Source organism: Streptomyces sp. PL-25, from assembly GCF_058344915.1.
Genome location: NZ_CP136997.1, coordinates 5,595,438 through 5,608,066, shown reverse-complemented (window position 1 = coordinate 5,608,066; position 12,629 = coordinate 5,595,438). Strand labels below are relative to the sequence as shown.

14 protein-coding genes are annotated in these 12,629 nt (G+C 72.0%); 9 read left to right on the top strand and 5 right to left on the bottom strand.

Annotated features, from left to right (window positions below; genetic code table 11):
* Positions 1 to 42: 42 nt before the first annotated feature.
* Together R4Z62_RS25280 and R4Z62_RS25275 are read right to left on the bottom strand one after the other, a co-directional pair.
* Positions 43 to 1,485, bottom strand: a complete 1,443-nt coding sequence (locus R4Z62_RS25280; protein ID WP_491520961.1) for a sensor histidine kinase — start codon at positions 1,483 to 1,485, stop codon at positions 43 to 45.
* A gap of 9 nt (positions 1,486 to 1,494) precedes the next feature.
* Positions 1,495 to 2,181, bottom strand: coding sequence for a response regulator transcription factor (locus R4Z62_RS25275; RefSeq protein ID WP_018564713.1), 687 nt, complete (start codon positions 2,179 to 2,181; stop codon positions 1,495 to 1,497).
* Between the two features lie 293 nt (positions 2,182 to 2,474).
* Between R4Z62_RS25275 and R4Z62_RS25270 the strand changes: the two genes are divergently transcribed.
* The 8 genes from R4Z62_RS25270 (at position 2,475) to R4Z62_RS25235 (ending at position 9,217) form a co-directional block, all read left to right on the top strand.
* Positions 2,475 to 3,251: an amino acid ABC transporter ATP-binding protein gene (locus tag R4Z62_RS25270; RefSeq protein WP_018564714.1), complete on the top strand. Its 777-nt coding sequence runs from the start codon at positions 2,475 to 2,477 to the stop codon at positions 3,249 to 3,251.
* A gap of 286 nt (positions 3,252 to 3,537) precedes the next feature.
* Positions 3,538 to 4,371, top strand: a complete 834-nt coding sequence (locus tag R4Z62_RS25265) for a glutamate ABC transporter substrate-binding protein (protein WP_491520960.1) — start codon at positions 3,538 to 3,540, stop codon at positions 4,369 to 4,371.
* Positions 4,372 to 4,447: 76 nt separating this feature from the next.
* A complete protein-coding gene (locus tag R4Z62_RS25260; protein ID WP_018564716.1) occupies positions 4,448 to 5,113 on the top strand; it encodes an amino acid ABC transporter permease in 666 nt (221 codons plus the stop codon).
* Entirely contained in the window at positions 5,110 to 5,997 is an 888-nt protein-coding gene (locus R4Z62_RS25255) for an amino acid ABC transporter permease (protein WP_064535598.1), read from the top strand. Before R4Z62_RS25260 ends, R4Z62_RS25255 begins: the two co-directional genes overlap by 4 nt.
* A gap of 175 nt (positions 5,998 to 6,172) precedes the next feature.
* Positions 6,173 to 7,771, top strand: a complete 1,599-nt coding sequence (locus tag R4Z62_RS25250) for an FAD-dependent monooxygenase (protein ID WP_355480079.1) — start codon at positions 6,173 to 6,175, stop codon at positions 7,769 to 7,771.
* 106 nt (positions 7,772 to 7,877) lie between these two features.
* Complete coding sequence (locus R4Z62_RS25245; RefSeq protein ID WP_311605579.1) at positions 7,878 to 7,964, top strand: putative leader peptide; 87 nt, start codon at positions 7,878 to 7,880, stop codon at positions 7,962 to 7,964.
* Positions 7,965 to 8,040: 76 nt separating this feature from the next.
* Positions 8,041 to 8,673, top strand: coding sequence for a cupin domain-containing protein (locus R4Z62_RS25240; protein ID WP_491520959.1), 633 nt, complete (start codon positions 8,041 to 8,043; stop codon positions 8,671 to 8,673).
* A gap of 52 nt (positions 8,674 to 8,725) precedes the next feature.
* Complete coding sequence (locus R4Z62_RS25235; protein ID WP_491521924.1) at positions 8,726 to 9,217, top strand: rhodanese-like domain-containing protein; 492 nt, start codon at positions 8,726 to 8,728, stop codon at positions 9,215 to 9,217.
* Between the two features lie 28 nt (positions 9,218 to 9,245).
* Here the strand turns inward: R4Z62_RS25235 and recX are convergent, their stop codons facing one another.
* From recX to R4Z62_RS25220, 3 genes are all read right to left on the bottom strand, one after another.
* Complete coding sequence (gene recX / locus R4Z62_RS25230) at positions 9,246 to 10,148, bottom strand: recombination regulator RecX (RefSeq protein WP_491520958.1); 903 nt, start codon at positions 10,146 to 10,148, stop codon at positions 9,246 to 9,248.
* A 3-nt stretch (positions 10,149 to 10,151) separates the two neighbouring features.
* Positions 10,152 to 11,279 carry a recombinase RecA gene (gene recA, locus R4Z62_RS25225; RefSeq protein WP_064535595.1) on the bottom strand — a complete coding sequence of 376 codons (1,128 nt, stop codon included), beginning with the start codon at positions 11,277 to 11,279 and terminating at the stop codon, positions 10,152 to 10,154.
* Between the two features lie 212 nt (positions 11,280 to 11,491).
* A complete protein-coding gene (locus R4Z62_RS25220) occupies positions 11,492 to 11,827 on the bottom strand; it encodes an inner-membrane translocator (protein WP_491520957.1) in 336 nt (111 codons plus the stop codon).
* 192 nt (positions 11,828 to 12,019) lie between these two features.
* On the opposite strand from R4Z62_RS25220, the gene R4Z62_RS25215 reads away from it, so the two are divergent.
* Positions 12,020 to 12,517, top strand: coding sequence for a GNAT family N-acetyltransferase (locus R4Z62_RS25215; protein WP_491520956.1), 498 nt, complete (start codon positions 12,020 to 12,022; stop codon positions 12,515 to 12,517).
* Positions 12,518 to 12,629: the final 112 nt, after the last annotated feature.

The following is a 12,629-nucleotide window of genomic DNA, read 5'->3' as shown; positions in this document are numbered from 1 at the left end:
GCTCGCGGCCGCGTCCGCCTCCGCCGCGAGCCCCGAGTCTCCTCAGGTCGCCGCCGCTGCGGAACCGGGCCGGCCGGGCGGTTCGGTCCTCGGTACGGTCACCGTCACCTTCAGTCCGCGCGGCTCCTCGGCGCGGTGGGCCGCGTAGCCGATGGAGCCGCCGCCAGCGGCGAGCAGCGCGCGGGAGATGGACAGGCCCAGACCTGAGCCCTTGATGTTCTGGTGGCGGCCGCTGCGCCAGAACCGGTCGCCGACCCGGGCCAGTTCCTCGTCGGTGAGGCCGGGGCCGCGGTCGGCGACGACGATCGTGGAGGTGGCGCCGCCGCCGGAGACCGCCACGTCGACACGCTCTCCCGCCGGGGTGAACTTCACCGCGTTGTCGATCACCGCGTCCAGCGCGGAGGACAGCGCCACCGGGTCGGCCCAGGCGGTGGTGGCCGGACACTCCCCCACCAGCCGCACCCCCTTGGCCTCGGCGGTCGGCGCCCAGGCGGCCACCCGCTCCCCGGTCAGCGCTCCGATGTCGATGAGCCGCAGATCGGCCTCGGCGTGCTCGGCGAGCGCCAGGTCCAGCAGGTCGTCCAGGACTTGGGCGAGGCGCTTGCCCTCGGTGCGGACGGAGGCGATCTCCTCGTTGTCCTCGGGCAGTTCGAGGGCGAGCAGTTCGATGCGCAGCAGGAGCGCGGCCAGCGGGTTGCGCAGTTGGTGGGAGGCGTCGGCGACGAAGGCGCGCTGCTGCTCCAGCACGTCCTGGACGTGGTCGGCCATCTCGTTGAACGACCGGGCGAGGCGTCGGAGCTCCGGCGGACCACCGGCCACCGCCACCCGGGACTTGAGCCGTCCGGTGGCGATGTCGTGGGTGGTGGCGTCGAGCACCCGTACCGGACGCAGCACCCAGCCGGTCAGCCGCAGCGCCGCGCCGACGGCGACCAGCATGGCGGCGGTCTCGCCCGCGCCGAGGATCAGCCAGTCCCGCAGGGTCCGCGATCGGGTCTGCCCGGTCGGCGAGTCGGTGACGACGACCGCGACGACGTCGCCGTCGCGGATGACGGGCGAGGCGACGACGAGCCGGGTGTGCTGCCAGGGCCAGACCTGCGCGGGGTCGTGGCTGCGGCGGCTCAGCTTGGCCTCGTCGAAGGCCTCGCGCACCTCGCCCCCGGCGGGCAGGGCCCAGTCGGCCGGCGCGCTGGCCATGGGCATGCCGGTGCGGTAGAAGACACCGGCCCGGATGCCGTACACCTCGTGGTAGCTGGCGAGTTCGCGGCTGAGCGTCTCCAGGCGCTCGTCGGGGACGGTGCGGCGGGAGCCGGTGGGCGGGTCGGTGACGAACTGGGCGAGCGCGGCGAAGCGCGCCGTGTCGTCGATGCGGTCGACGACGGCCTTCTGCTGCTCGCCCGCGGCGAGGCTGACGGCGAGCGGGAAGCCGAGGGCGAGCAGCACCGCCGCCATCAGGACGATCAGCAGCGGCAGCAGCCGGGTGCGCACCGGTGCCCGCTACGCGGCCGGGGCGACGAGGCGGTAGCCGACGCCGCGGACGGTCTCGATCAGGGCCGGCATCCGCAGTTTGGAGCGCAGCGAGGCGACGTGCACCTCCAGGGTGCGGCCGGTCCCCTCCCAGCTGGTGCGCCACACCTCGCTGATGATCTGCTCGCGGCGGAAGACCACGCCGGGGCGCTGGGCGAGCAGGGCGAGCAGGTCGAACTCCTTGCGGGTGAGCTGGACGGCCGTGCCGTCCACGCTGACCTGCCGGGTGGGCAGTTCGATGTGGACCGGGCCGAGCCGCAGGTCGCCCTCACCGCCGCCGCCCGTGTCCTCGTGGGCGGTGCGGCGGCTGACGGCGTGGATCCGGGCGAGCAGCTCCCCGGTGTCGTAGGGCTTGACGACGTAGTCGTCGGCGCCGAGGTTGAGGCCGTGGATGCGGGAGCGGACGTCGGCGCGGGCGGTGACCATGATGACCGGGGTGCTGGTGCGCTTGCGGATCTTGCCGCAGACCTCGTAGCCGTCCTGGTCGGGCAGGCCGAGGTCGAGCAGGACCACGCCGAAGCAGGTCCCCTCGGGGACGAGCGCCTGGAGGGCCTCCTCGCCGCTGCGGGCGTGGGTGACGTCGAAGCCGTGCCGGGCCAGGATGGCGGACAGCGCGGCCGCGACGTGGTTGTCGTCCTCGACCAGGAGCAGTCTCAACCCGGCCCCTCCCGTTCATCGTGATGTCGTCCCGCGTCGGTCGCGGCGAAACGGTGTGCACGCGCGCGTGGGTGCACCATGGCAGTGACGCCGATGGACGAGGACCCCGTCAAGGGGCTGCCGGGCGCGGGTGCCGGTCGTTATCCAGCCGGTACGCGCCCCGTGGGGCGCGCTACGACGCGTGTCCGATTGCTATCGGATCGTGATGCTCAGATGTACCTCAGATGTAATGACGCTGGTCGCGCGGCGTGGCTACTGTCCTGCGAAACCGATGAGGACGGAGCCTGAAAGCGATGACCGAAGTATCGGTGGCCAAGGAAGACGTGGCCGCGACCGGCGATCTGGTCGTCCTGAAGAGCGTCAACAAGCACTTCGGCGCGTTGCACGTGCTCCAGGACATCGAGCTGACGATCTCCCGCGGCGAGGTCGTCGTGGTCATCGGGCCCTCCGGGTCCGGGAAGTCGACCCTGTGCCGCACCATCAACCGGCTGGAGACCATCGACTCCGGCACGATCACGATCGACGGCAAGCCGCTGCCCCCCGAGGGCAAGGAGCTGGCCCGGCTGCGCGCCGACGTCGGCATGGTCTTCCAGTCCTTCAACCTCTTCGCGCACAAGACCGTGCTGGAGAACGTGACGCTGGGCCAGGTCAAGGTCCGCCGCACGGACAAGCAGGCGGCCGAGGAGCGGGCGCGGGCCCTGCTGGACCGGGTCGGCGTGGGGGCGCAGGCGGACAAGTACCCGGCGCAGCTCTCCGGCGGCCAGCAGCAGCGCGTGGCGATCGCGCGGGCGCTGGCGATGGAGCCGAAGGTCATGCTGTTCGACGAGCCGACCTCCGCGCTGGACCCCGAGATGATCAACGAGGTGCTGGAGGTCATGCAGCAGCTCGCCCGGGACGGTATGACGATGATCGTCGTCACCCATGAGATGGGATTCGCCCGATCGGCTGCCAACCGGGTGGTCTTCATGGCGGACGGCCGGATCATCGAGCAGGCTGCGCCCGACCAGTTCTTCAGCAATCCGCGCAGCGACCGGGCCAAGGACTTCCTCTCGAAGATCCTGCACCACTGACGTCCGTACCACCGCAGCACCGCGACACGCAGCACCGCGTCACCGCGTCACCGTGCGGCCGGTCCGGCCCCGGGCGTCCCGTACCTCCCACCGCCGGGCGGTGCGCCGCCGGCCGGCCGCCCCCGGTGCGGACGTCGCGGCCGGCGCCCGGCCCGCGCCGGCACCCGCGCCGTCCGTCCCCGCCGGTCACACCGGCCCCCGTTCCTGCCCCCGCGGCACCCCAGACCACCGCCGGGGCCCCGGCTCCGCACCAGGTCCCCGCGTCTTTCAGCAAAGGAAGTCCAGCATGAAGCTCCGCAAGGTCACCGCCGCCTCGGCCGTCGTGCTCGCCCTCGCCGTCTCGGCGACCGCGTGCGGTTCGGACAAGAAGGACGGCGGGTCGTCGGGCGGCGGCAAGAAGATCGCCATCGGTATCAAGTACGACCAGCCGGGCCTCGGCCAGAAGACGCCGCAGGGCTACTCCGGCTTCGACGTGGACGTGGCCAAGTACGTCGCCAAGAAGCTCGGTTACAACGAGGACCAGATCGAGTGGAAGGAGTCGAAGAGCGCCGACCGCGAGACCATGCTGGCCCGCGGTGACGTGCAGTTCATCGCCGCCACCTACTCGATCACCCCGGCCCGCGAGCAGAAGGTCGACTTCGCCGGCCCGTACCTGCTCGCCCACCAGGACGTCCTGCTCCGCGCCGACGACACCTCGATCAAGTCGGCGAGCGACCTGAACAGCAAGAAGCTGTGTTCCGTGACCGGTTCGACCTCGGCGCAGAACGTCAAGGAGAGGCTGGCCCCGCAGGCGAACCTGCTGAAGTACCCGACGTACTCGGCCTGCCTGAACGGTCTGCAGAACAAGGCGATCGACGCGCTGACCACCGACGACTCGATCCTCGCCGGTTACGCCTCCCAGCCCCAGTTCAAGGGCAAGTTCAAGCTGGGCGGCCTGAAGATGACCAACGAGAACTACGGCATCGGCGTCAAGAAGGGCAGCGACCTCAAGGCCAAGATCAACAAGGCTCTCGAGGAGATGGTCTCGGACGGTTCCTGGGAGAAGGCCGTGAAGGCCAACTTCGGCCCGGCCAACTACCAGTACGAGCAGGCGCCGAAGATCGGCGACATCAAGAGCTGAGCCAGCGCCCGCCCGGTGCGCCGCTCCTTCGCGGGCGGCGCACCGGGGTCCACCACACGCGGAAGCACGGGAGATCGTGTTCGACTTTCTTGAAGGCTACGACCTGCTGGGGGCCTTCTGGGTGACCGTGCAGCTCACCCTGCTCTCGGCCGTCGGCTCCCTCGTCTGGGGCACCCTGCTGGCCGCCATGCGCGTCGGCCCGGTCCCGCTCATGCGCGGCTTCGGCACCGCGTACGTCAACACCGTGCGGAACATCCCGCTGACGGTGATCATCCTCTTCACCTCGCTGGGCCTGAACCAGACCCTCGGTGTCCGCCTCGGCTCCGAGAACTTCGACACCATCAACTTCCGGCTCGCCGTGCTCGGACTGATCGCCTACACCTCGGCGTTCGTCTGCGAGGCGCTGCGCTCCGGCATCAACACGGTGCCGGTCGGCCAGGCGGAGGCGGCCCGCGCGCTCGGGCTGAACTTCACCCAGGTGCTGACCCTGGTGGTGCTGCCGCAGGCGTTCCGCTCGGTCGTCGGCCCGCTCACCAACGTACTGATCGCGCTCACCAAGAACACCACGGTGGCCGCCGCGATCGGTGTGGCCGAGGCGGCGCTGCTGATGAAGGACATCCTGGAGAACGAGGCACAGCTCCTGCTGACCGCGGCGGTCTTCGCGTTCGGCTTCGTGTGCCTGACGCTGCCGACCGGTCTGCTCCTCGGCTGGGTCAGCAAGAAGGTGGCGGTGAAGCGATGAGCTCCTCGGTGCTGTACGACGCGCAGGGCCCCAGGGCCAAACGGCGCAACATCGTCTACTCGATCGTGTTCGTCGTCGCGGTCGCCGCGCTCGTGTGGTGGGTCTACCAGGGCCTGAACGACAAGGGGCAGCTCGACTGGGAGAAGTGGAAGCCGTTCTTCGCCGGTTCCGAGGCATGGACCACGTACATCCTGCCGGGCCTGAAGAACACGCTGATCGCCGCCGCCCTGTCGATGGTCATCGCGCTGCCGCTGGGCGCCGTCCTCGGTATCGCGCGGCTCTCCGACCACGCCTGGATCCGGGTGCCGGCCGCCGTGATCGTGGAGTTCTTCCGCGCCATCCCGGTGCTGATGCTGATGATCTTCGGGGTGGCGCTGTTCTCCCAGTACACCGATGTCAGCTCGGACGACCGCCCGCTGTACGCCGTCGTCACCGGCCTGGTCCTCTACAACGCCTCGGTCCTCGCGGAGATCGTCCGGGCGGGCATCCTGTCCCTGCCCAAGGGGCAGGCGGAGGCCGGTCAGGCCATCGGTCTGCGCAAGACCCAGATCATGACGTCGGTCCTGCTGCCGCAGGCGGTCACCGCGATGCTCCCGGCGATCGTCAGCCAGCTGGTGGTGATCGTGAAGGACACCGCGCTCGGCGGCGCGATCCTCACCTTCCCCGAACTGCTGGCGTCGGTCTCCCCGATGAGTTCGTACTACGGTGCGAACACCATCGCCAGCTTCACCGTGGTCGCCGTCATCTACATCGTGCTGAACTTCAGCCTCACCAGCTTCGCGAGCTGGCTGGAACGCCGGCTGCGGCGCGCCAAGAAGTCCACCGGCGCGGTGCTTCCGCCGACCGCGGTGGCGGGCGCGGAGTCGACGGGGATCGCCGCCTGACGGACGGTCACCGCACGGGCGCGACACGGGGGCAGCGGAGTGATCACCGCTGCCCCCGTCACTTGACGCAAGCACCGGCAATAGGTTGCATACGTTCTGTGATCGTGCACCCTGCTCCAACCGTCTGTTCACGTCTGTCCGTCAGGACACCGCTGCGGGCAGGGGGCGCCGCGCCGTGGATCCGGTGATCGTCGTCGGAGCGGGGCCCGTCGGGCTCACGCTCGCCCTGGCGCTGGCGCGTCAGGAGGTGCCGTCCGTCGTCCTCGACGAGACCCCGGGCACCGACCCGGCGCGGGCCGCGCGCACCGTCGTCCTGCGCGAGGACACCGCGGCCCTCGTGGAGCGGCTGGCCGGTGCCCCGCTCGGCCGGGCCGGGCTGCGCTGGGCCGGATGGTGGTCGATGCGGCGCAAACAGGTGACGGCCGAGGTCGCCTTCGGCGAGACCGAACCGGCGCCGCTGCACATCGCCCAGCACGTCCTGACCGGCGCCCTGCGCGCCGCCGTGGCCCGCGAACCGCTGATCGAACTGGCCACCGACAGCCGCCTCGACGCCCTGGAGCAGGAGGCGGCGGGCGTGAGCGCCCACACCCGCGGCCCGGACGGCACCTGGTGGCGCGGCAGCCATCTCGTCGGCTGCGACGGACCGCGCTCGACCGTGCGCAAGCTCCAGGATATCCGCTTCCCCGGCCGCACCGCCGTCGAGCGGTACGCCGTGGCCGCCCTGCGCACCGGACTGCCCCGGCCCGAGGAAGCGTTCCTCCATCGCACGCCCCCCTGGCGCACCTCCGGCCCCTTCGCCGGGGAGATCACCGCGCGCCCGCTGCCGGACGACGTGTGGCGGCTGGACTGGCTGCTGCCGCCCGGCAAGGACCTGATCACCCCCGAACTGCTGATCGCCCGCATCCGCGAGACCCTCACCGGCTGGACCGGCGAGAGCGCACCGGCCTACGAACTCCTGGACACCGGGGTGCACACGGTCCACCACCGGGTGGCCCGGCGCTGGCGCAACGGGCGCGTGTTCCTCGCCGGGGACGCGGCGCATCTGCTCGGCGCGTTCGGCACGCAGGGACTCGACGAGGGTCTGCGGGACGCCGACAACCTCGCCTGGAAACTGGCCCTGACCTGGCATCACGGCCCGCACGAGGCCCTGCTCGACAGCTATCAGAGCGAGCGGCGCGCGGTGGTCGCCGCCCGGCTGCGCGCCGCCGACCAACTGCTGCCGGTGCTGCGCGGCGGCGGGCTGCGCTCGTACGTCCCCGGGGCCGCGCGCGGGCACGACATGGCGCTCATCGAGGGCCACCTGGGGCGCGGCGCATTGGGCGCGCCGGGGACGTACGCCGACTCGCCGCTCGCCCCCGGGCCCTTCGACGCGGAGGCACCTCTGGACACGCCCGTCGGAGCACCGGTGGAGGACGTGGTGGTGACGGCGGAGGACGGCTCGTTCGTCCCGCTGCGGGACCGGCTGGGCCGCGGTGTGCTGCTGGTGGTGCTGGTCGCGCCGGGTACGGGGGTGTGGGAGCGCCGGCACTGGGTCAGCGCCGGGATCATGCCCCGGCTGGCCGCCGCGGTGACCGCGCTGCCGCATCCGGCCGAGCTGCTGGTCGCCGAGAGCTATCCGGGCGCGGCCCCCCACACCGTGCTGCTGGTGCGGCCGGACGGGCACCTGGTCACCGCCCTGAGCGGGGTGCGCCCGGCCGACCTCTACTCGGCGGCCGAGGCCGCCCTCGGCGGGACGGCGGCGACGGAGGCGCACGCCGAGGCGGGCGCGCGCTGACCGCACGCGGTCACGCGCAACGCGCCGCTCGGGCACTCATCGTCACCGCCGTCCGGATGGTGACGGTGAGTTGACCGTCTCCGGCCCTCATGGTGTACTCCCGATCGTGACCGACACCGATGTGCGCCTGTGGCGGAGGGTCCATATGGACCTCGTCCGCTATGCGGGCTGCGTGTGTCGTCCGTCCTGCTGAATTCGCCTCTCCTTTTTCCGCGCGCGCCGCAGCCGTGTCCGTCGTGCTGTTCCGTTCCGCACTCATGCTCATGCTCATGGGTGCCGCCGCGCGCGCTCCGCGAACGCTCTCCAGGACGGTACCCGTGTCTGCTTCTGCCTCCGCTGCCTCCGCGTCGGCTTCCGCCGCTCCCGCCCCCGCCTCCCCTGCCCCGCGCTCCTCCACCGCTTCCACCGCTCCGCCCACCGAGGCGGAGCTGCTCGACTTCGTCCGGCGCGCCGCCGCCGACACGGAGCTGATCGCCTCGCTGCCGCTCGATCCCGAGGGCCGCACCTGGATCCGTCTGGACGGGCCCGGGGGCAGTGAGGCCTGGCTGATCGGCTGGCCGCCCGGCACCGGCACGGGCTGGCACGACCACGCCGACTCGATCGGCGCCTTCGTCACCGCCGCCGGTGAACTGGCGGAGAGCTCGCTCGCCGCCCGGCTGCCCACCGACGGCTGGCAGACCCTGGAACTCACCGAGGGCGTGGACCGGGAGCGGCGGCTGCCCGTCGGCCGGGGCCGCGCCTTCGGCCGCCACCACGTCCACGAGGTGCGCAACGAGTCCGCTGCCGTGCACGCTGTCTCTGTGCACGCCTACTACCCGCCGCTGCCGCGGATCCGCCGCTACAGCCGCGCCGGGCAGACCCTGCGGCTGGAGCAGGTCGAGCGCCCCGAGGACTGGCAGTGAGCCGTCCGTACCGCACGAGAGGACCGGCAGCGACGTGAACGACCTGAACCACATGAGCGGTACGGACCTGAGCCACGTGAGCGGGACGGACACGGACCGCGTGAACGGCCCGGGGGAAGAACCGCCGGCCGGGATCGACGAGCTGCTGGAGCGGGTGCGCCGGGACTATGTGCGCGTCGGGCCGCGGGAGGCGTACGACGTCGCCCGCGCGGGCGACGGCCTGCTGGTCGACATCCGGTACGCCGCGCTGCGGGAGCGGGACGGGCTGATCCCGGGCGCCGTCGTCGTCGAACGCAACGAGCTGGAGTGGCGGCTCGACCCCCGGGGCAGCCACCGCCTGCCCGAGGCCACCGGTCACGATCTGCGGATCGTCGTCATCTGCAACGAGGGCTATGCGTCGAGTCTCGCGGCCGTCTCCCTGCACCAGCTCGGCCTGCGCCGGGCGACCGATCTGATCGGCGGGTTCCAGGCGTGGCGGGCGGCCGGGCTCCCCGTGGCGGCACCGTCGGCGCCGTCCGTGCCTGCGGGGGCGCGCGAGGCGTAGGCACCACGCCTCGTCCCCCGGGAAGGCGTCAGTCGCCGTCCTCCAGGAACCCGGTGTCCTCGCCCTCCTCCTCCAGGGCCTGCCGCACCAGCCGCAGGGCCAGGCCCTGGGAGTAGCCCTTGCGGGCGAGCATGCCGGCCAGCCTGCGCAGCCGCTTGTCGCGGTCGAGGCCCCGGGTGGAGCGCAGCTTGCGGGCGATCAGCTCGCGGGCGGTGGCCTCCTCCTGCTCGGCGTCGAGCCGTCCGACGGCCTCGTCGATCAGTGCCGTGTCGACGCCCTTGGTGCGCAGCTCCTGGGCGAGCGCGCGGCGGGCCAGTCCACGTCCGTGGTGCCGCGACTCCACCCAGGCGTCCGCGAACGCGCCGTCGTCGATCAGCCCCACCTCCTCGAAGCGGGACAGCACCTCCTCGGCCACCTCGTCCGGGATCTCCCGCTTGCGCAGGGCGTCCGCCAGCTGTCTGCGGGTGCGCGGGGTCCCGGTGAGCTGGCGCAGGCAGATCGCCCGCGCCCGCTCCACCGGGTCCCCCGGAGACTCCCCCTGTTCGGCCCTCGGCGAGGAGATGTCTCCGTCCGCCACGGGCGTCCCGCCGGAACCCCTCCGGCGACGCCCGCGCCCGCCGTACGGCCCGCCGTCACGCGAACCGCCCCGGCGTGCGCCCCCTGTACGGGAGCCGGTCGCGGTGCCCTGCCCGTCTCCGCCGTCCGTGTCCGGTCCGTTGCCGCCCTCCGTGTCCGGTCCGTACAGGCCGTACGGCTCGTACGGCCCGTCGTCCGCCCGAAGGCCCGGGTCCGGATCCGGGACCGGGACCGCGCCGGTGCCGGAGCGGTCCCCGGTGCCCCTCCCCCGTGGGGCACCGGAAGCCGTGTGCGCGTGTCCGGCGTACCCGTCCTCGTGTCCGGAGTACTCGGGCCAGTCCGTTCGCCGTGTCACGGATCAGCTCTTGGCTGCGGCGGCCTTGGGCTTGGTGGCCTTGGCGGTCGCCGGGGCCGGCACCGTCTTGGCCGCGTCGCCCGAGGCGGCGGGGGCGGCGGCGTCCGCGGCAGGCTCGGCGGCGGGCTCCTCCGGACGCACGCCGACGCCCAGCTTGACCTTGATCTTCTTCTCGATCTCGTTGGCCAGGTCGGGGTTGTCCTTCAGGAAGTTGCGGGCGTTCTCCTTGCCCTGGCCGAGCTGGTCGCCCTCGTACGTGTACCAGGCGCCGGCCTTGCGGACGAAGCCGTGCTCCACGCCCATGTCGATCAGGCCGCCCTCGCGGCTGATGCCCTGGCCGTAGAGGATGTCGAACTCCGCCTGCTTGAAGGGCGGCGCGACCTTGTTCTTGACGACCTTGCAGCGGGTGCGGTTGCCGACCGCCTCGGTGCCGTCCTTCAGGGTCTCGATGCGGCGGATGTCGATGCGCACGGAGGCGTAGAACTTCAGCGCGCGGCCACCGGTCGTGGTCTCGGGGGAGCCGAACATCACGCCGATCTTCTCGCGCAGCTGGTTGATGAAGATCGCGGTGGTCTTGGACTGGTTGAGCGCGCTGGTGATCTTGCGCAGGGCCTGGCTCATCAGGCGGGCCTGGAGACCCACGTGCGAGTCGCCCATCTCGCCCTCGATCTCCGCGCGCGGCACGAGGGCCGCGACCGAGTCGATGACGATGAGGTCGAGCGCGCCGGAGCGGACCAGCATGTCCACGATCTCCAGCGCCTGCTCGCCGTTGTCCGGCTGGGAGAGGATGAGGTTGTCGATGTCGACGCCGAGCTTCTTCGCGTACTCGGGGTCGAGGGCGTGCTCCGCGTCCACGAAGGCGACCTGGCCGCCGGCCCTCTGCGCGTTGGCCACGGCGTGCAGGGTCAGGGTCGTCTTGCCGGAGGACTCCGGGCCGTAGATCTCCACGACTCGGCCGCGCGGCAGCCCGCCGACGCCGAGGGCCACGTCGAGCGCGGTCGACCCGGTCGGGATGACCTCGATGGGCTCCATCGACCGCTCGCCCATGCGCATGACCGCGCCCTTGCCGAATTGCCGTTCAATCTGTGCGAGCGCGGCGTCGAGCGCCTTCTCGCGGTCGGTTCCTGCCATGGGTTCCACCCGATTTGCTTGAGTCGATCGCTTCACGTCAAAGACGCTAACGCCTGCCACTGACAATGCGCCTCGACGCACGTCCGGCCTGTGGATAACCAGGGGGCCAACTACCGCATACTCGGGCGAAACCCCCTCGGCTGCGCCCCGCCGGAGCCTCCATAAGAATGGATGTTCGATTTTCGTGTCAAGCGCACCACGCGGCACCCCGGTCAGGGCCAGGCGCTCAGCGCCCAGGCCGCCGGGACGAGGCAGAGCACCAGTTGAACCGTCCCGAGACCCCGGTGTCCGAGCCGCAGCAGCACGGCACCCGTCACACCGACGGCCAGGCTCAGCGCGCCGAAGCACAGCACGGGTGCCCAGTCCGCGGGCGGTGGGCCGGCCGCTGTCCGCGCGGAGTCCGTGCCCCGGCTCATCCCACGCGCCACGAGCAGGACGAGGCTCAGGAGACCGGCCGCCACATCCGCCACCAGGACGAGCAGCAGGAGACAGCCCGAAGTGAAGGCGCTGTTCACGCTGGAGGACCGCATGCCGACAGGTTCACGCATGCCCGTACGGTCACACGGAACACCTCCCTCCGGACGGACCGTCACCGATCCGCGTCCCGGGCGTACTCCGCTCTCGACGAAGCCGCCCGGTCCCGCGCCCGGCACGCGGGCCGCCCTCCTGACGCACAGGGGGGTCTGGCCGACGGCTCGGAGGTCTTCCTGCGCCCGCTCACGCACGCCGACGCGGACGGCGTGGCGGCCTTCCTCGCGGGGCTGTCCGCCGAGACCCGGCGGCTGAGCGCCTTCGACGGGTACGACCTCGCGGCCGCCCGGGAGCTGTGCGACGCGATCGCCCGGTACGACAAGCTCAGGCTGGTGCTCGCCGAGGTGCCGTCCGGCAGGATCGCCGGCCTCCTGGAGATCAGCCTCGATCTCCACCCCTCGGACATCGCCCGCTACCGCGCGGCCGGCGTCCCTCTGACGGCGACGGACTGCCGCTTCGGCCCGACCCTGGCCGACGACGGCCAGGGCCGGGGCGTCGGGACACGCGTCTTCCCGCTCGTCGCGGACGCCGTCAGGCGCTTCGGCAGGAAGAGGATCATCCTGTGGGGCGGCGTCCTCGCCGACAACGCGCGCGCCATCCGCTACTACGAGAAGCAGGGCTTCCGGACTGTCGGCCCGTTCACCGGGGCCGACGGCACGCGGTCCCTCGACATGATCCTCGACCTGCGTCCGGCACCGGACCGGTGACCGCACCGGCCCCCCTCCTGACCCTCGGCGTGATCCCCGTCCTGATCACCGTCCTGGGACGATCGGCGGTAACGAGGGACGCGCGCACTATCTCGGCTGACCGGTGCTCCCG